This is a genomic window from Pseudomonas carassii (assembly GCF_036324045.1).
Lineage (GTDB): Bacteria > Pseudomonadota > Gammaproteobacteria > Pseudomonadales > Pseudomonadaceae > Aquipseudomonas > Aquipseudomonas peradeniyensis.
On sequence record NZ_JAZDCT010000002.1, the window covers coordinates 184,782 to 202,153 of the forward strand.

At 61.1% G+C, this 17,372-nt stretch carries 16 protein-coding genes; 11 read left to right on the forward strand and 5 right to left on the reverse strand.

The genetic code is table 11. The features are described 5' to 3' along the window. Positions 1–288: 288 nt before the first annotated feature. The 4 genes from V0R62_RS02200 (at position 289) to V0R62_RS02215 (ending at position 4,855) form a co-directional block, all read left to right on the forward strand. Positions 289–1,695: a cytochrome ubiquinol oxidase subunit I gene (locus V0R62_RS02200; RefSeq protein WP_186732838.1), complete on the forward strand. Its 1,407-nt coding sequence runs from the start codon at positions 289–291 to the stop codon at positions 1,693–1,695. A gap of 38 nt (positions 1,696–1,733) precedes the next feature. Continuing rightward, entirely contained in the window at positions 1,734–2,741 is a 1,008-nt protein-coding gene (gene cydB, locus V0R62_RS02205; RefSeq protein ID WP_186732837.1) for a cytochrome d ubiquinol oxidase subunit II, read from the forward strand. 190 nt (positions 2,742–2,931) lie between these two features. After that, positions 2,932–3,936 (forward strand): GTP 3',8-cyclase MoaA, encoded by a 1,005-nt coding sequence (moaA, locus tag V0R62_RS02210; RefSeq protein WP_330102535.1) that lies wholly within the window; start codon positions 2,932–2,934, stop codon positions 3,934–3,936. Between the two features lie 19 nt (positions 3,937–3,955). Next, on the forward strand, positions 3,956–4,855 hold the full coding sequence (locus V0R62_RS02215; protein ID WP_330102536.1) for a bestrophin family protein: 900 nt from the start codon (positions 3,956–3,958) through the stop codon (positions 4,853–4,855). A gap of 23 nt (positions 4,856–4,878) precedes the next feature. Here V0R62_RS02215 and V0R62_RS02220 read toward each other — a convergent pair whose 3' ends face one another. Genes V0R62_RS02220 through V0R62_RS02230 form a run of 3 tightly spaced genes read right to left on the reverse strand, consistent with a single transcriptional unit; the run spans position 4,879 to position 6,547 of the window. After that, positions 4,879–5,130, reverse strand: coding sequence for a MoaD/ThiS family protein (locus V0R62_RS02220; RefSeq protein WP_330102537.1), 252 nt, complete (start codon positions 5,128–5,130; stop codon positions 4,879–4,881). Further along, entirely contained in the window at positions 5,127–5,630 is a 504-nt protein-coding gene (moaC, locus tag V0R62_RS02225; RefSeq protein WP_330102538.1) for a cyclic pyranopterin monophosphate synthase MoaC, read from the reverse strand. Before moaC ends, V0R62_RS02220 begins: the two co-directional genes overlap by 4 nt. Then, positions 5,627–6,547 carry a LysR family transcriptional regulator gene (locus V0R62_RS02230; RefSeq protein WP_186732834.1) on the reverse strand — a complete coding sequence of 307 codons (921 nt, stop codon included), beginning with the start codon at positions 6,545–6,547 and terminating at the stop codon, positions 5,627–5,629. Before V0R62_RS02230 ends, moaC begins: the two co-directional genes overlap by 4 nt. A gap of 265 nt (positions 6,548–6,812) precedes the next feature. On the opposite strand from V0R62_RS02230, the gene moaB reads away from it, so the two are divergent. After that, positions 6,813–7,352, forward strand: coding sequence for a molybdenum cofactor biosynthesis protein B (moaB, locus tag V0R62_RS02235; RefSeq protein ID WP_186732833.1), 540 nt, complete (start codon positions 6,813–6,815; stop codon positions 7,350–7,352). Continuing rightward, positions 7,334–8,548: a molybdopterin molybdotransferase MoeA gene (locus V0R62_RS02240; RefSeq protein ID WP_330102539.1), complete on the forward strand. Its 1,215-nt coding sequence runs from the start codon at positions 7,334–7,336 to the stop codon at positions 8,546–8,548. The genes moaB and V0R62_RS02240 overlap by 19 nt, the downstream gene beginning before the upstream one ends. A gap of 152 nt (positions 8,549–8,700) precedes the next feature. Here V0R62_RS02240 and V0R62_RS02245 read toward each other — a convergent pair whose 3' ends face one another. Both V0R62_RS02245 and V0R62_RS02250 read right to left on the reverse strand, forming a co-directional pair. Further along, positions 8,701–10,077, reverse strand: coding sequence for an OprD family porin (locus V0R62_RS02245; protein WP_186732832.1), 1,377 nt, complete (start codon positions 10,075–10,077; stop codon positions 8,701–8,703). A 90-nt stretch (positions 10,078–10,167) separates the two neighbouring features. Further along, positions 10,168–11,067 carry a bestrophin family protein gene (locus V0R62_RS02250; RefSeq protein WP_330102540.1) on the reverse strand — a complete coding sequence of 300 codons (900 nt, stop codon included), beginning with the start codon at positions 11,065–11,067 and terminating at the stop codon, positions 10,168–10,170. Between the two features lie 274 nt (positions 11,068–11,341). Here V0R62_RS02250 and V0R62_RS02255 point away from each other — a divergent pair, with 274 nt between their 5' ends. The 5 genes from V0R62_RS02255 to V0R62_RS02275 all read left to right on the forward strand — a co-directional run bounded on the left by V0R62_RS02255 (position 11,342) and on the right by V0R62_RS02275 (position 17,210). Next, on the forward strand, positions 11,342–13,666 hold the full coding sequence (locus tag V0R62_RS02255; RefSeq protein ID WP_330102541.1) for an FdhF/YdeP family oxidoreductase: 2,325 nt from the start codon (positions 11,342–11,344) through the stop codon (positions 13,664–13,666). Positions 13,667–13,765: 99 nt separating this feature from the next. Beyond that, positions 13,766–15,157, forward strand: a complete 1,392-nt coding sequence (locus tag V0R62_RS02260; RefSeq protein WP_330102542.1) for a cytochrome ubiquinol oxidase subunit I — start codon at positions 13,766–13,768, stop codon at positions 15,155–15,157. A 14-nt stretch (positions 15,158–15,171) separates the two neighbouring features. Next, complete coding sequence (cydB, locus tag V0R62_RS02265; RefSeq protein ID WP_330102543.1) at positions 15,172–16,188, forward strand: cytochrome d ubiquinol oxidase subunit II; 1,017 nt, start codon at positions 15,172–15,174, stop codon at positions 16,186–16,188. A gap of 316 nt (positions 16,189–16,504) precedes the next feature. Then, a complete protein-coding gene (locus V0R62_RS02270) occupies positions 16,505–16,813 on the forward strand; it encodes a DUF3077 domain-containing protein (protein WP_330102544.1) in 309 nt (102 codons plus the stop codon). Between the two features lie 145 nt (positions 16,814–16,958). Continuing rightward, a complete protein-coding gene (locus tag V0R62_RS02275) occupies positions 16,959–17,210 on the forward strand; it encodes a hypothetical protein (RefSeq protein WP_330102545.1) in 252 nt (83 codons plus the stop codon). Positions 17,211–17,372: the final 162 nt, after the last annotated feature.

Sequence of the window (17,372 nt, forward strand, 5' to 3'; positions counted from 1 at the left end):
AAGCCGTATCAAGTAGTAGGATTCCGCTATTTCGGCCACAGGAACACGCATCATTTAGGACAGTAAAAAGATACAGCTTCATTGAGGAAAGGCAAATTAAGTTTCAGGATCCAATGTGGTCACTATTTTATCCTAAATTCTTCCAGGCTTTTTTCGCGCATGATCTATCCTCCACACACTACGCTACCCATCATGAGCTCGATGGAAAGTTGGTCATGTCCAGTCAAATATGATGCATCTGATTCGCATTTGCGAATTTGCCCCAAATCCAGCTGAGGCAGAGAAAGCATGGACACATACAATACGTTGGCGCTCGATCTGGCACGGTTACAGTTTGCCTTCACTGTCGCTGTTCATATAATTTTTCCTGCGATCACAATAGGGCTTGCTAGTTACCTCACCGTATTAGAGGGGCTCTGGCTGAAGACCGGTCGTGATGTGTATCGCGAGCTGTATACGTTCTGGATAAAGATTTTTGCCTTGAACTTCGGCATGGGTGTAGTTTCCGGACTGGTGATGGCTTACCAGTTTGGCACCAACTGGTCCCAATTTTCCTACTTCGCTGGAGGCATTACCGGCCCTCTACTCACTTATGAAGTATTGACCGCGTTCTTCCTTGAAGCGGGCTTCCTCGGCGTGATGCTTTTCGGCTGGGATCGTGTGGGGCGAGGGCTGCACATGTTCGCCACCGCCATGGTTGCGATAGGCACATTGATCTCCACGTTCTGGATCCTCTCCTCCAACAGTTGGATGCACACACCTCAGGGCCATGCAATCATCGACGGCCGTGCTGTCCCAGTGGACTGGCTGGCGGTCATTTTTAACCCGTCGTTCCCCTTCCGCCTGGCGCACATGGCAATCGCCGCGTTCCTGGCTACCGCGTTCTTCGTTGGCGCTTCCGGGGCTTGGCATCTGCTGCGTGGCAAGAACATCGAATCAGCCCGCACCATGTTGTCGATGGCCTGTTGGATGGCCCTGGTGGTGGCACCGATCCAGGCCGTAGTCGGTGACGCCCACGGCCTGAATACCCTGGAGCACCAACCGGCGAAGATCGCCGCTATCGAAGGACACTGGGAAAACATTCCCGGTGAGCCGTCGCCGCTTATTCTGGCCGGCTGGCCGGATATGAAAGCTGAGAAGACCCACTACGCCATCGAGGTGCCCTACCTAGGCAGCCTGATCCTGACCCACAGCCTCGATCGCCAGATCCCGGCGCTGAAGTCGTTCCCGCCTGAGGATCGCCCGAACTCCACGGTGATCTTCTGGACCTTCCGGCTGATGGTGAGCATGGGCCTGCTGATGATCCTCGCCGGGCTCTGGAGCCTGTGGCTGCGCCGTGGCGACCGGCTGCACACCACACCGCTGTTCCTGAAGTTCATGCTATGCATGGGGCCGTCCGGTTTGATCGCTCTGCTGGCGGGTTGGGTGACCACCGAGATGGGCCGCCAGCCTTGGGTCGTGTACGGACTCATGCGGACAAAGGATGCGGTATCACCACTGACCGTGGGAGAAATGAGCATTAGCCTGATCCTATTCGTGCTGGTGTACTTCGTGCTGTTCGGTACCGGTATCACCTACATGCTCAAGCTGGTGCACAAAGGGCCTCATCCACACGAGGCTGCGCCCTCGACCGAAGGCGCAGCCGGCCAGTCGAATACGCCGGCACGCCCTATGTCCGCAGCAGACGATCATTGAGCGTGCAGAATACGATTGGAACTTGAGGAGCGACTGCTATGGGCGTCGATATCACGCTGATCTGGGCATTGATCATTATTTTTGGGGTCATGATGTACGTCATCATGGACGGATTCGACCTCGGCATCGGCATTCTCTTCCTGGCGATCAAGGACAAGGAAGAGCGCGACGTCATGATGAATACCGTCGCGCCGGTGTGGGACGGCAACGAGACTTGGCTGGTGCTGGGCGGTGCGGGCTTGTTCGGCGCCTTCCCACTGGCCTATTCAGTGATACTCAGCGCACTCTACTTGCCGCTGGTACTGATGCTGTTGGGCCTGATCTTCCGCGGCGTGGCCTTCGAGTTCCGCTTCAAAGCCAGCGAGCGCAGCCGCCATTGGTGGGACAAGGCCTTCATTGGCGGGTCGATCGTCGCCACCTTCACCCAGGGCGTTGCCCTGGGTGCATTCCTCGATGGTATTCCGGTGGAGAACAACATGTATGCTGGCGGCCCACTCGACTGGTGTCGGCCGTTCCCTCTATTTTGCGGCTTTGCGTTGTTACTGGCTTATGCGCAACTGGGTAGCACCTGGCTGATCATGAAGACCGAAGGCCGCCTACAGGAAGAGATGTACCGTTACTCGTCCTATTTCATCTGGGGCCTGCTGGGTGTCATTGCCGTGATAAGCGTGTGGACACCGCTCATCCACCCAGAAATTGCCCAGCGTTGGTTCAGCCTGCCCAACCTGTTCTACTTCCTGCCGGTGCCATTGCTTCTGCTGTTCTGCTTCATCGCCACCTTGACCACGCTGGCACACCGGGCCACCGCTTCGCCCTTCCTACTCACCTTGGTAGTGATCTTCCTCGGCTACAGTGGCCTGGGTATCAGCATCTGGCCGAACATTATCCCCCCGTCGATCACCATGTGGCAGGCCGCATCCCCCGTGTCCAGCCAACTATTCGCGCTGATCGGCGCGCTGTTCATCTTGCCGTTCATCCTGGTGTACACCGCCTGGAGCTACTACGTATTCCGCGGTAAGGTGAAAGTGGGTGATGGTTATCATTGATCGGCTTGCCGCCCCGCCACACTCGAGTGGCGGGGGAGACATAAGTCGATAATTGACAGCCATAAAGTATCGTTCCCAGACGTAAGGGCGAATCGCGGAATATGTAAAACTTTCCCCGGCTAGCGCCAAATGCCGTACATCGGTGCACAGAGAATAGTTAGGTTATAAGTGCCGGGAGGGGCCATGAGAATTGAATCTTCCAGCGAAACAACTCATCGACGGGTTCAACAGACGAATCGACTATCTGCGCATTTCCGTGACCGATCGTTGCGACTTTCGCTGCGTCTATTGCATGTCGGAGAATATGAAATTTCTTCCTCGGCAGAACATACTGGCGCTGGAAGAAATTATTCAGGTGGCAGAGCGCTTTGTCGCACTGGGAACTCGAAAGATTCGTCTTACCGGCGGTGAACCGTTAGTTCGCCAGGGTATCGTGGAACTTTGCGCGCGCATCGCAGCGATCCCAGGCCTGGACGAACTGTGCATGAGCAGTAACGGCTCCCAGCTCAAGCACTTGGCCAAACAGCTGTATGACGCCGGGCTGTCACGATTGAATATCAGCCTCGATAGCCTTGATCATGAACGTTTCAAGGTTTTGACGCGAACCGGCGACCTGCAACAAGTCATCGCAGGAGTCGACGCGGCTCGTCAGGCGGGCTTTCGCCGCACCAAGTTGAATTGCGTAGTGCTAAAGGGGCGAAACGACCACGAGATTCTTGATCTCGTTCGATTCGCCATTGATCGTGAGCTCAATATTTCCTTCATCGAGGAAATGCCACTCGGAGTCATCGACGAACACTCGCGAAGCGCATCCTACTGTTCGAGTGATGAGGTGCGGGCGCGCATTGCTGAGCACTACACACTGCACGACACAGTGGAATCAACATCTGGCCCCTCTCATTACGTACGTCTTGCCGAAGCTCCAGATATCAGAATTGGCTTCATTTCTCCTAATAGCCATAACTTCTGTGGCGATTGCAACCGCGTGCGGTTGACCGCTGAAGGACGACTTTTACTGTGTCTGGGCAACGAGCATTCGAAAGACCTCAAGGAGGTGCTTCGTTCACATCCAGGCGACACATCGCAACTGGACGACGCCATTCTCGCGGCCCTGCCCTTGAAGCCTTACGGTCATCACTTCGATGTCGGCGGTGAGGTGCAGATCCTGCGCTTCATGAACATGACCGGCGGTTGACCGCTCTTTCGAGACGCCCATGATCGTTCAGAACCAACCTAACATGCTGCGAGTCATGTTCACGCTCAAAGGGTCTGTCGCCAAACGTATTGTCGTGCGCAGCTTGCTGGTCACCCTCCTGGCATCTCTCATTGTCTTGATCGAGACTCAGCACCCGGCATTTTTCTCCAAGGTGAATGCCACACCGTTCACCTTACTCGGGCTGTCACTGTCCATCTTCATGAGCTTTCGCAACAACGCCTGCTATGACCGCTGGTGGGAAGGGCGTAAGACCTGGGGTGTGATCATCATCGAAATGCGGACATTCATCCGTGAGAGCGTGGCGATCCCCGATCAGGCACTCAGAGAAAGCCTGTTGCGTAACCTCTGCGGATTCGCCCATGCTCTCAACGCCCGCCTGCGTAACGAAGACGAGCTCAGTGTTGCCCAACCCTGGCTTGCCAATGACGTACCAATTGTCGTGCACAATATTTCCGACGGCATCCTACAGCACACGGGTAAGGTCTGCTCCCAACTCGCCGAGGACAAGCTCATCAGTGAGTGGCGATATATATTGTTGGAGCAGCGCCTGAGTGCCTTCACCGATGCGCAAGGCATCTGCGAACGAATCAAGGCAACCCCGATACCCTTTCCATATACGCTGTTGCTGCACCGCACCATTTACATCTTCTGCATACTGCTACCCTTCGCCATGGCCGAGCCCCTAGGCTGGATAGCGCCCATTTTCACTCTGATCGTGAGCTACACATTCTTCGGACTGGATGCGATCAGCAATGAGTTGGAAGATCCTTTTGGACGTGATGAAAACGACCTGCCTACGGATGCAATGGTACGTGTAGTTGAGCGGGATGTACTTGGTGCTCTTGGTTGCAAGGATCTGCCGCCGCCATTACAGCCGATGGGGTACGTACTTAGCTGATCGCCCACCTGGCGCGCAATGGCCTAACCCCCTGTGACGGGGGGGAAGAAGGCAATGTCGTCACCGTCGCACAACGGCTCGTCCAATGTGCACAGTTCCTGGTTACGTGCGCACATGAGGTTGGCCTGGCCGAGGGTTTGCGCCCATGGGCCACCGCGGCCGGCAAGCCGCTCGCGTAGGTCGCGCAGGCAGGCCATCGCGGGCTCCCAGGCTACGGTTTCGCCGTCGCTGCCCAGCAGCTCGCGGTAACGCGCGAAGTAGTGCACCTGGATCATGGTCCCACCTCGGCCTGGTATAGCCCCGAGCGCCCGCCGGACTTGTGCAGTAGGCGCAGCCAGTCGATCTGCATGCTGCGGTCGACGGCCTTGCACATGTCGTACAGGGTCAGGGCGGCCACGCTGGCGGCGGTTAGCGCTTCCATCTCGACGCCGGTCGCACCGTTAAGCGCGACGCTGGCGATGATCCTCACTGAGTCCGGCGCCACCGCCTTGAGCTCGACGCTGACCGCGGTCAGCAACAGCGGGTGGCACAGCGGGACCAGTTCGTGGGTGCGCTTGGCGGCCATGATCCCTGCGATCCGCGCCACCGCGAAGACATCGCCCTTGGGAGGGCCGCCGGCGCTGATCAGGGCCAAAGTTTCCGGCTTCATGCGCACCCAGGCTTCGGCTATGGCTTCCCGGCGGGTGTCGGGTTTGTCGCTGACATCGACCATGTGCGCATGGCCGCGGCTGTCCAGGTGTGTCAGGGCGTCGGGAGAGGCGGCGGTATCGTTCATGAGAGTTCCAGAGGCTGGGGAGAGGGCTGAGCCTGCGGGCACAGCAGCAGGCGGGCTTCGGCGAAGCACTGCTGTGCCAGGGCCGAGCGCGGTTCGCTGCGACGAAGCAGCAGACCCAATGGGGCACGGATGCTGGCATCGCTGATCGGGTGGATGTGGATGTGTTCGCTAAGTCCTTCCAGGCCGTGGTCCAGCGGCATGATTGCGCAGCAAAGACCAGCGCAGACGCCCTGAACCAGCTGGTAGGTGGAGTCGCTTTCGAGGATCGGTTGAGGGTGGAGTCCTCGGCTGCGAAAGCTCAGGTCGATGGACTGGCGATAGTGCATACCTTGGGACAGCAGCCCCAGCGGAAGACCGGCCAGGGCCTCCCAGGTCAGACATGGGCTGTCGAAAGCGAACCACCGAGTGTCGTACAACAGGCCCATGCGTGTGGCACCCAACTCGATCACGTCGAAGTAACTACGGTTGATCTGGTCGAGATAACAGATGCCAAGGTCGAGCTGGTTGCGGCTCAGGCCGTCAGTCACCTGTTCCGAGCTCAGCGATAACAGCTGCACCTGTAGTTGCGGGTAGCCGTCGGTCAGTGGCTTGAGCAAGTCCATCAGGTTGAAGCTGGACAGCGGCACCATACCGATGCGCAGCCTGCCGACAATACGTCCACGGCAACTGGCGGCCTCGGCTTGCAGGCCGTCGTAGGCTGCCAGCAACGTGCGGGTCCAGGCCAGAATGCGTTCGCCGGCTTCGGTAAATCCCTCGAAACGCTGGCCGCGAGCAACCAGCATAAGGCCTAGTTCGTCTTCCAGATTGCGCAGTCGCATCGACAGGGTCGGCTGTGTGATATGGCACAAAGCAGCGGCCTGACCGAAATGTCGGGTCTGGTCCAAGGCAATAAGGAACTTAAGCTGTTTGATATCCATGGGTCGCCTTGCCGATTGATTTAAAAAAGCGAAAACAGCGATGCATGGCACTTGAATGTATGAGTGAGGCCAGGCTTCAGGGCGATAAAAAGTAAAGCGAAGATTAAATATCGTCCAATGAGAAATTACTAAGAAGTGATAGAGGGGACTGATGATGAAGGGCGATAGAGGCCGCTTATGACATATTGAGTATTATCGATTGGACGTGATGTCGGGGACGCTCTAGTTTCTCGAGCATATTGTCGAATTATCAGAGTGCCAAGATATGAGTGCCAAACCCGATGCTGTATTTGTCCCACTGAATATTGCCGTGCTGACGGTCAGCGATACCCGCACGTTCGAAACAGACACCTCCGGCGAGCTGCTGGCCAGTCGCGCGGTGGATATGGGCCACCGCCTGGTGGCCAGGGCGTTGCTCAAGGACGATCTGTACAAAATCCGTGCACAGGTGGCCGGCTGGATCGCCGACGAGGGTGTGCAGGTGGTGCTGATTACCGGTGGCACCGGTTTCACTGGGCGCGACAGCACGCCGGAGGCGGTCAGTTGCCTGCTGGACAAGCATATCGACGGTTTCGGCGAGTTGTTCCGCGCCTTGTCGATCCTCGACATCGGCACCTCCACAGTACAGACCCGCGCCCTGGCGGGCCTGGCCAATGGCACGCTGGTCTGCTGCCTGCCGGGCTCCACTGGTGCCTGCCGCACCGCCTGGGAGGGTATCTTGGTCGAGCAACTTGACGCACGGCACCGTCCGTGCAATTTCGTGCCGCATCTGAAGGCAGCTAACCTATGCGGGACGCGCTCGTGAGCGGGCTGATGGCGGTGGACGAGGCGCTGCGCCAGCTACTAGCCCTGGCCAGGTCCGAGCCGTTCACCGCCGTCGAGCAGGTGGCATTGCGTGGGGCCGACGGCCGGGTATTGGCCGAGGACTTATGCGCAGCGATCGACTTGCCGCCCTGGGCCAACAGTGCCATGGACGGTTACGCGTTGCGCTTGGACGACCTGGTGGCGCAGCCATTGCGGGTGTCGCAGACGGTGTTCGCCGGGCAGGCGCCCGAGCCGCTGCAGGTAGGTACCTGTGCGAGGGTGTTTACCGGGGCGCCGGTGCCCGCAGGGGCTGACTGTGTGCAGTTGCAGGAGAACTGTGAGGTCGACGCGCAAGGGCGGGTGCGTTCGCTCGACGCATTGCGCCGTGGTGACAATATACGCCCGCAAGGCAACGAGATCCGTGCTCGGGCGCCTTTGCTGGCAGCGGGTACGGTGCTCAGCCCGATTGCCCTCGGTGTGCTGGCGTCGCAGGGTTTTGCCCAGCTGCCGGTGCTGCGCCGGCCACGGGTCGCGCTGCTTTCCAGTGGTGACGAGCTGGCGGGTGAAGGCGCGGCGCTGGGGCCTGGGCAGATTTACGACAGCAATCGGGTGGTGCTGGCTGCGTTGCTCGAACGGCTGGGGTGCGAGGTGATCGACTTGGGCTGTGTGCCGGACGATCCGCTGCGGCTGCGCGCGGCGCTGACCGGGGCCGAAGGTGCCGAGCTGATCATCAGTAGCGCGGGTGTGTCGGTCGGGGATGCCGACTGCATCGGCGCGCTGTTGCGTGAGGATGGCGAGGTGAAGCTGTGGAAGCTGGCGATCAAGCCTGGCAAGCCGTTCACCTTCGGCCATGTGGGCGCGGTCCCGCTTTTAGGGTTGCCGGGCAATCCGGGGTCGGCGCTGGTCACGTTCCTGCTGCTGGCGCGGCCTTACCTGCTGGCGCGGATGGGCGTGGAGCGGGTCGAGCCGCTGCGGGTGCCGGTGGTGGCGGGGTTTAACTGGCCCAAGGCTGGCAAGCGCCAGGAGTACCTGCGGGTACGGCTCGATGGCGGGCGGGCGCGGTTGCTGGAGAACCAGAGCTCCTCGACACTGCTCAGCGCGGTGCTTGGGGATGGGTTGCTCGAGGTGCCGGCGGGGGAGACGTTCGAGGCGGGAGATGTGCTGGATTTCATTGGGTTTGCGGGGGTTGGGGTTTGAGTTTTTTCATGCCTTGGATGATTTGTTGAATTCAGGGTTCGACGAGAGGGTTTCAGCGTTCTCAAGATCGAGCGCCGCGCGGGCGGCGCTCGATCTCAAGAGCACAGCAGGACTATCGCCAAGCACGTCGAAGCCCTGCCGCGCCAATCCCATCACATCAACGGCAGCGTATAACTCACGATCAACCGATTCTCATCCTGATCCCGCTGCGCCGCATACCCCGCCACGGTCCCGGCCGGCAGCCCGCTGCGCAGGCTGGCATTCTTCCACGCCAGCCCCAGCCCCTTGAACGGCCCGGACGGCGTGACATAACTTAGCGCGATGTCCCGCTCCCACTCACCACGATCAGCATGGGCCGTGTCGATCGAGTCCCCCTTCAGATACAGCACACTGAAGTTCAACCCCGGCACCCCGGCCGCCGCGAAGTCGTAGGTATACCGCGCCAGCCAGGTACGCTCCCCGGCTCGGTTGAACTTGAGCAGCTGCGCATCGGTGACCAGGTAAGTGCTGGTGCCCTCGCCATCGCCGCGGTTCAGGTAAGGGAAGTCGCTCTCACCAGTCAGTACCTGGTACCCCGCGCCCAGGCTGTGCCCGCTCAGGCTGTAGGTGAACATGCCGCTGTACACCTGGTTGTCCACCTCGCCCTTGGTTACGTTGCCACCGTAGTAACCGCTGCTCAGGTAGTTGTCCTTGCGCCCGGCGGCGCTGGCGTTCTTGCCGTCGCTGTCGCTGAGGAACACCCGCAGGTCGGTCTTCAGGTTGCCCGGCCCCAGCGGCAGGTTGTGCACCAGGCCGAAGAAGTGCTGATTGTAGAAATCGTCCAGCTCGCCGTAGTAGTACTGCAGCAACAATTGCTTGCTGGCCTTGTAGTCGGCACCCGCGAAGTAGAAGTGGTTGCTGTCGCGGCTCTTGGCGGTGCTGCCGTTGGCCCCGGCGATGCTCAGGGCGCGCAGGTCGGTGGAGTTGCGCCCGCGGGTGTGCTCCAGCTGGCCGGCGGTCAGGGTCAGGTTGGTGAAGTCGTTGGACGTCAGCTGGGCGCCTTCATAGGTCAGCGGCAGCAGGCGTGCATCGTTGGACACCACCACCGGCAGCTTCGGCTGCAGGGTGCCGTAGCGCAGCTCGGTGCGGGCGATGCGCATCTTCGCGGTCAACCCGAGGCTGCTGAACTCATCCACCGCCGAACCATCGTGCTCCAGCGGGAAGATCGTGCCGGGCTGGCGCTCGACATTGGCCTTGCCGGCCTTGCTGCCGCCATCCAGGCGCACGCCCAGCAGGCCCAGGGCGTCAACGCCGAAGCCGACCGTGCCTTGGGTGTAGCCCGAGGCGTAGTTGAGCATGAAGCCCTGGCCCCATTCGTTCTGCTTGCTCGGCGCGGCGCTGCCGTTGCGGTTGTCGGTGTCGATGTAGAAGTTGCGCAGGGTCAGGCTGGCCTTGCTGTCTTCGAGGAAACCAGCGGCGTGGCTGCACAAGGGCGCGAGGCCCGCCAGGGTGGCCAGGGACACGGCCACGGAGAGGGTGGTGCGTTGCATGGGTGCTGCTCCATTGTTGTGATAGGTTGACGCGCACGCGAACGCCGCCGGCCAGTGGCGCTGGCCGGGGTGGGCAAGGGGTTCGGGGGGTCAGCTGAGGATGTGGTCCACCGGCTGCAGCGCCGGCGGCAACTCGGTGCAGCCCAGGGCGCCGAGCACGTCGCGCTCGACGGTGCGCACGATGGCGTCCAGGGGCAGGTCGTTCTCGTCGCGGCCGAACGGGTCTTCCAGTTCGTCGCTGATGGCGTCCAGGCCGAAGAAGGTGTAGCTGACGATGGCGGTGAACAGCGGCGCCAGCCAGCCCAGCGGCTCGGCCATGGCGAACGGCAGCAGCACGCAGAACAGGTAGATGGTGCGGTGCAGCAGCAGGGTGTAGGGGAACGGCAGCGGCGTGGCCTTGATCCGCTCGCAGGCCGCCTGCGCCTCGGACAGGCCCTTCAGGCGCTGTTCCAGGGTCACGTAGCGCCATTCGCTGATCTGCTGGTACTGGGCCAAGCGCGAGATGCGCGCGCCCAGCGATTGCAGGATGCTGTCGCTGAGGTTGTGCGGCGGCAGGCTGGCTGCATCGCCAACCCAGGGCGTGGCGGCCTTGAGCTCGTCCTCGCCGCGCAGCCGTGCGCCGAGGGCATGGGTGTAGCCGCACAGTCCGCGCAGCAGCAGGGCGCGCTGCTCGGGGTTGGCGATCACGCAGCTGGCACGTATGAACGAACGCACCTCGATGACCACCTGGCCCCAGGCCTTGCGGCCCTCCCACCAGCGGTCGTAGCAGGCGTTGTTGCGAAAGCTCATGAAGATCGACAGCGAGATGCCCAGCAGGGTGAAGGGCGTGGCATTGACCTTGGCGTAGAAGGCTGGGTGCAGGGTCTCCACCAGCACGATCAGCGAGGCCAGCGCGCTGACCATGAGGGTGCGTCGGGCGATGCGCCGGGCAATCGACCCTTTGAGGGTGATCAGCACGTTCAGCAGGTTGGGTTTGGCGTGGACGATCATGGCAATACCCGCGGGTTCATCAGGCGAAGTTGGAGCGCGGCAGCAGACTAGAAAGTGCAGGTAACAGCGTCCAATCATATTTAATGACCAGTTGATCGGAAATTTCTATCACGGCCCGTGATAGAGAATGCCGATGAAGTCTTAATTACTTTCGATTTGACGCTAGTGCACCGTGAAAATAGCCTGCACGGGTCAGCAGTGTCGAAGTTGATTGTTTGAACTCAATAAAACTTCGAACTTGTTAATTAGCCTGCCGCGACCAAGGGTGATCCTGATGAGCGACGAAGAACATATTAGAAGTTACAATGGACCGGCCGCCGGCTGGGGCGCGCTGATGGGCGTGACCAAGGCCTGGTTGGGCAGCGAGAACGCCGTCAAAAACGTCCGTGCGATGCTCAAGACCAACCAGAACAACGGCTTCGACTGCCCGGGCTGCGCCTGGGGCGAGTCGCCCGAGAACGGCATGGTCAAGTTCTGCGAGAACGGCGCCAAGGCGGTCAACTGGGAGGCCACCGGCCGCTCGGTCGATCCCGATTTCTTCGCCAGGTACAGCGTCAGCGCCTTGCTCGAACAAAGCGATTACTGGCTCGAATACCAGGGCCGTCTGACTCACCCGATGCGCTACGACGCCAGCACCGATCATTACGTCGAGATCAGCTGGGAAGAGGCCTTCGCCCTGGTCGCCAAGCATCTGAACAAACTCGAGTCGCCCGATCAGGCCGACTTCTACACCTCGGGCCGGGCCAGCAACGAAGCGGCGTTCCTCTACCAGTTGTTCGTGCGTACCTATGGCACCAACAACTTCCCCGACTGCTCGAACATGTGCCACGAGGCCAGCGGCCTGGGTATGTCCAGCACCGTCGGGGTGGGTAAGGGCACCGTGGTGTTCCACGACCTGGAGCTGGCCGACGCGATCTTCGTCATTGGCCAGAACCCCGGCACCAATCACCCGCGCATGCTCGAGCCGCTGCGCGAGGCGGTGGAGCGCGGCGCCCAGGTGGTGTGTTTCAACCCGCTCAAGGAGCGTGGCCTGGAGCGCTTCCAGCACCCGCAGCACCCGTTCGAAATGCTTAGCAACGGTTCCGAACCGACCAACACGGCGTACTTCCGCCCAGCCCTGGGTGGGGACATGGCGGCTATCCGTGGCATGGCCAAGTTCCTCCTGCAGTGGGAACGCGAGGCCCAGGCCAACGGCATGCCGGCGGTGTTCGACCACGCCTTCATCAAGGCCCATACCCATGGTATGGACGACTACCTGGCGCAGGTGGACGCTACCTCCTGGGAGCACATCGTCGAGCAGTCGGGCTTGAGCAAGGCCGAGATCGAGCTGGCCGCACGCATGTACCGCAAGGCCGAGCGGGTGATCATGTGCTGGGCCATGGGTGTCACCCAGCATCGCCACTCGGTGCCGACCGTACAGGAGATCGTCAACCTGCAACTGCTGCGCGGCAACGTCGGCCGCCCGGGCGCCGGTCTGTCGCCAGTGCGCGGTCATAGCAACGTGCAGGGCGACCGCAGCATGGGCATCGACGAGAAGCCGCCGACCTGGTTGCTGGACAACATCCAGCGTCGCTTCGGCATCGAGGTGCCGCGCGGCCATGGGCACAACGCCGTGCTGGCGATCCAGGCGATGGAGGAGCACCGCACCAAGGTGTTCATCGCCCTGGGCGGCAACTTCGCCCAGGCTACGCCGGACACCCCGCGCACCCACGCGGCGCTGCGCAACTGCGAGCTGACCGTGCACATCTCGACCAAGCTCAACCGCTCGCACCTGGTCACCGGCCGCGATGCGCTTATACTGCCGTGCCTGGGCCGCACCGAGATCGATATCCAGGCCGAAGGGCCACAGGGCGTCACCGTGGAAGACACCTTTAGCATGGTGCACATCTCCCATGGTCAGCTGAAGCCGCGCTCGCCACTGCTGCGCTCGGAACCGTCGATCATCGCCGGCATGGCCAAGGCCACCCTGGGCGACCGGCCGATCAACTGGGACTGGGTGGTGGCCGACTATGCGCGCATCCGCGACCTGATCGCCGATACCATCCCCGGTTTCACCGATTTCAACGCGCGCCTGGAGCATCCTGGCGGTTTCTACCTAGGCAACTCCGCCGCCGAGCGTGAGTGGAACACTGCCAGCGGCAAGGCGCAGTTCACCGCTACCCAGCTGCCCGCGCAACTGGTCAACGAAACGGTGCTCGCCCGTGGCGAAAAGCCTGACCTGATTTTGCAGACCCTGCGTTCGCACGATCAGTACAACACCACTCTGTACGGGCTGGACGACCGCTACCGCGGTGTGTTCGGCCTGCGCGAAGTGGTCTTCGCCAATGCGGCCGATATCCAGCGGCTGGGCTTCGCGCCCGGTGACAAGGTGGACATGGTATCGCTATGGGAGGACGGCCTGGAGCGTCGGGTCAGTGGCTTCACCCTGGTGGCCTACGACATTCCCGCCGGCCAGGCGGCCGCCTACTACCCGGAGACCAACCCGTTGGTACCGCTGGAAAGCTACGGCGACCAGACCTTCACCCCGACCTCGAAGTTCGTCGCCATTCGCCTCGAGCACGCGCAAGCGGATGTCTTGATTCACGCCGTCAGCGCATAACTCTCGACCGTTCAAATCAATCGACTGCAGGCCCCCGGGTATGCGGCGCCGTACTAGCCGCCGCCTGGGAGGAACCTGTCTGTCCACAAGGATATCGTCATGTCGAATCTGGGTGCACTGGACCTGGCAAGGCTGCAATTCGCCTTCACGGTCTCGTTCCACATCATTTTCCCGGCCATCACCATCGGCCTGGCCAGCTTCCTGGCCGTGCTCGAAGGCTGCTGGCTGAAAACCGGCTACTCGGTATACAAGGACCTCTACAAATTCTGGTCGAAGATCTTCGCCGTCAACTTTGGCATGGGCGTGGTCTCGGGCCTGGTGATGGCCTACGAGTTCGGCACCAACTGGGCGCGTTTCTCCGACTTCGCCGGCAGCGTGACTGGGCCGTTGCTCACCTACGAGGTGCTCACCGCGTTCTTCCTCGAAGCGGGCTTCCTCGGGGTGATGCTGTTCGGCTGGGGCAGGGTGGGGCGCAAGCTGCACTTCTTCGCCACGGTGATGGTGGCCATCGGCACGCTGATCTCAATGTTCTGGATTCTCTCCTCGAACAGCTGGATGCAGACCCCGCAGGGCATCGAGATCGTCGATGGCCGGGTGATGCCGCTGGACTGGTTCAAGATTGTCTTCAACCCGTCGTTCCCTTACCGCCTGGCGCACATGGCGCTGGCCGCGTTCCTCTCTACCGCGTTCTTCGTTTCGGCCTCCGCGGCCTGGCACCTGCTGCGCGGGAGCAATACGCCGCAGATCCGTAAGATGCTGTCGATGGGCATGTGGATGATCCTGGTGGCAACGCCGGTGCAGGTGGTGGTCGGTGACGCCCATGGACTGAACACCCTGGAGCATCAGCCGGCGAAAATCGCTGCCATCGAGGGTCACTGGGAGAACAAGCCGGGCGAAGCCACGCCGTTGGTGCTGTTCGGCCTGCCGGACATGGCTGCCGAAACCACCCGCTACAGCCTCGAAGTACCGTACCTGGGCAGCCTGATCCTGACCCACAGCCTGGACAAGCAGATCCCGGCACTCAAGAGCTTCGCCAAGGAGGACCGTCCCAACTCTACGATCATCTTCTGGAGCTTCCGGGTCATGGCCGGCCTGGGCATGCTGATGCTGGCCTGCGCGCTGCTGGCCCTGGTGCTGCGTCGCAACGGAGCGCTATACCGTAACCGTGCCTTCCTCTGGTTCGCCCTGCTGATGGGGCCGTCGGGGCTGATCGCCCTGCTGGCCGGCTGGTTCACCACCGAAGTGGGCCGTCAACCCTGGGTAGTCTACGGCATGCTGCGCACCACTGAAGCGGCCTCCAACCACAGCACCGTGCAGATGAGCATCACCCTGGCGACCTTCGTGGTCATCTACTTCTCGGTGTTCACCGTGGGGATCGGCTACATGATGCGCCTGGTGCGCAAGGGCCCGATTGCGCACGAGGAACTGCCGAACCCCGACCAACCGGAATCGCTGGCCACCGCGCGTCGCCCGCTGTCCGTCGCCGACTGAGAAGGAGCAGGCACATGGCAATTCAAGGTATCGATATTTCGGTCATCTGGGGCGTGATCATTGCCTTCGGGTTAATGATGTACGTGATCATGGACGGCTTCGATCTTGGGCTGGGGATTCTCTTCCCGCTGATCAGTGATTCCAGCGATCGCGACGTAATGATGAACACCGTGGCACCGGTGTGGGACGGCAACGAGACCTGGGCGGTGCTGGGTGCGGCGGCGTTGTATGGCGCCTTCCCGCTGGCCTACTCGGTGATCCTTGAGGCCCTCTACCTGCCGCTGGTGCTGGTGCTGGCCGGGCTAATCTTCCGCGGCGTGGCCTTCGAGTTCCGCTTCAAGGCCCACCCGAACAAGCGTCACCTGTGGGACAAGGCGTTCATCGGCGGCTCGGTGTTGGCGACCTTCTTCCAAGGCGTGGCCATTGGCACCTACATCAGCGGCATCGCGGTGGTGGACCGACAATTCGCCGGCAGCGGCTGGGACTGGGTCGCGCCGTTCCCACTGTTCTGCGGCGTCGGCCTGCTGCTGACGTACGCGCTGCTGGGCAGCACCTGGCTGCTGATCAAGACCGATGGCATGCTCGAGTCGCGCATGCGCCACTACAGCCGTCCGCTGACCTACCTGCTGGCGCTGGTGATCGTGGTGATCTGCGCCTGGACCGCCTGGCTGCATGACGACATCGCCCAGCGCTGGTTCGGTGCCAGTCACTGGCTGCGCTCGGTACTGATCGCGGTGCTGGCGGTGGTGGCCGTGGTGGTCATCCAGAAGACCCTGCGCAAGCGCCACTCGCACCTACCGTTCATTGCCGTGGTGGGGCTGGTGTTCCTTGGTTACCTGGGGCTGGCGATCAGCATCTGGCCGAACATCGTGCCGCCGAGTCTGACCCTGTGGCAGGCCGCCGCTCCGCTGACCAGCCAGCTGTTCGCGCTGATCGGGGCGCTGTTCATCATCCCGATCATCCTGGCCTACACCTTCTGGAGCTACCACGTGTTCCGCGGCAAGGTGCAGCCGGGGGATGCCTATCATTAATTGTTGAGTGGTCAGCCACGCTTCTTCGGGGTCTACGGACCTTGCAGAGGCGTGGCTGTTTGCGATGCTTTGTCTGTGCCTTAGCGCTTGTTCGGGCGCAAGACCGAGCAGACAGGCGATGCGGCGAAACCATAAACCACTACAGCTCAAGCGGTTGCAAGCTAAAAATGGGTCAAAGACAGGCCGTTGCTGATAGAAGGATTGCACGTTGTCGCTTATGGCGGCTGTACGTGGGGCACCTCGTGTGCGCCGGGTTCCTTCATTGATGTTCACCGATCAGGCCCCGCGCCGTTCGCGGGGCCGCAGGAGGAATGCTATGGATAAGGAATTGCAAACCCCACGCATCAGCAAGCTCGCAACCACCGGCGTCGGGCATTTTGGCGAGGCTGGAGAGGAGGGCGGTCAAGACCCGCTGTTCCGTGTTGTGGCGGGCCATTCGGTGGACCATGCGGTTGAGCAGGCGACCGTGCTGATGTGTGCAGTGCACAAGATCAGCGATCTGGCCATGGCGGAGACGGATCATTTGCCGACGTTGCTGACGGCGGTGCATTACCTCAGTGGCATGGCCAAGGCGCTGGCTCAGGATGTGAATCATGGATTGATGGTGGGGCTGAGGGTTGAGTAGGAATGCGGTGGCCGCTGTGGTTGGTGTCAGTCTGTTAGACCCGGGGCCGTTTTGCGGCCCATCGCCGGCAAGCCGGCTCCCACACCGACCGCTCAGCATTCAGAGTGCGTTACTGATCGACTTCTTCGGGGTGCCAAGGCAGATCATGGTGGTGCCGGAAGAAGATCTGGTGGTGCTCAGGTATGTGCGCGACAGCAGCTATGTCACGCGTGAAGCCGCGGGCACGTACACAGGGCCGCAGAACGGGCAGCTTGTGCACACGGAATACTGGGAAGATGTGCAGCACTCAGGCAGTTGTCAGATCGATGTGTTCGTCAACAGAGCACGGCTGGTGCAGAAGGTACGCACGAAGGGGCGTTGCGCAGTTGTCGAGATGGCGTCGGTAGCTCGAGCGTGATCTGGCAGACGCAAACCACAGGTGATCGACTCAAGAGGCCACCTCTCATAACACGCAATTTAACATAATATACATTATGCGTATCATGGTATGAGTTAACCAGCCCGTGGGTGGTCAGATTGCAAGTCAGGTTCAGCCCTCGATTACCGTGCTCCAGCTCGT

Coding starts and splice junctions, on each gene's coding strand:
- V0R62_RS02270 (WP_330102544.1), top strand. CDS start 16,505: ATGGATAAGGAATTGCAAACCCCACGCATCAGCAAGCTCGCAACCACC.
- V0R62_RS02255 (WP_330102541.1), top strand. CDS start 11,342: ATGAGCGACGAAGAACATATTAGAAGTTACAATGGACCGGCCGCCGGC.
- V0R62_RS02220 (WP_330102537.1), bottom strand. CDS start 5,130: ATGATCCAGGTGCACTACTTCGCGCGTTACCGCGAGCTGCTGGGCAGC.
- V0R62_RS02200 (WP_186732838.1), top strand. CDS start 289: ATGGACACATACAATACGTTGGCGCTCGATCTGGCACGGTTACAGTTT.
- V0R62_RS02245 (WP_186732832.1), bottom strand. CDS start 10,077: ATGCAACGCACCACCCTCTCCGTGGCCGTGTCCCTGGCCACCCTGGCG.
- V0R62_RS02230 (WP_186732834.1), bottom strand. CDS start 6,547: ATGGATATCAAACAGCTTAAGTTCCTTATTGCCTTGGACCAGACCCGA.
- moaB (WP_186732833.1), top strand. CDS start 6,813: ATGAGTGCCAAACCCGATGCTGTATTTGTCCCACTGAATATTGCCGTG.
- V0R62_RS02260 (WP_330102542.1), top strand. CDS start 13,766: ATGTCGAATCTGGGTGCACTGGACCTGGCAAGGCTGCAATTCGCCTTC.
- moaC (WP_330102538.1), bottom strand. CDS start 5,630: ATGAACGATACCGCCGCCTCTCCCGACGCCCTGACACACCTGGACAGC.
- V0R62_RS02215 (WP_330102536.1), top strand. CDS start 3,956: ATGATCGTTCAGAACCAACCTAACATGCTGCGAGTCATGTTCACGCTC.
- cydB (WP_186732837.1), top strand. CDS start 1,734: ATGGGCGTCGATATCACGCTGATCTGGGCATTGATCATTATTTTTGGG.
- V0R62_RS02240 (WP_330102539.1), top strand. CDS start 7,334: ATGCGGGACGCGCTCGTGAGCGGGCTGATGGCGGTGGACGAGGCGCTG.
- V0R62_RS02275 (WP_330102545.1), top strand. CDS start 16,959: ATGGTGGTGCCGGAAGAAGATCTGGTGGTGCTCAGGTATGTGCGCGAC.
- V0R62_RS02250 (WP_330102540.1), bottom strand. CDS start 11,067: ATGATCGTCCACGCCAAACCCAACCTGCTGAACGTGCTGATCACCCTC.
- cydB (WP_330102543.1), top strand. CDS start 15,172: ATGGCAATTCAAGGTATCGATATTTCGGTCATCTGGGGCGTGATCATT.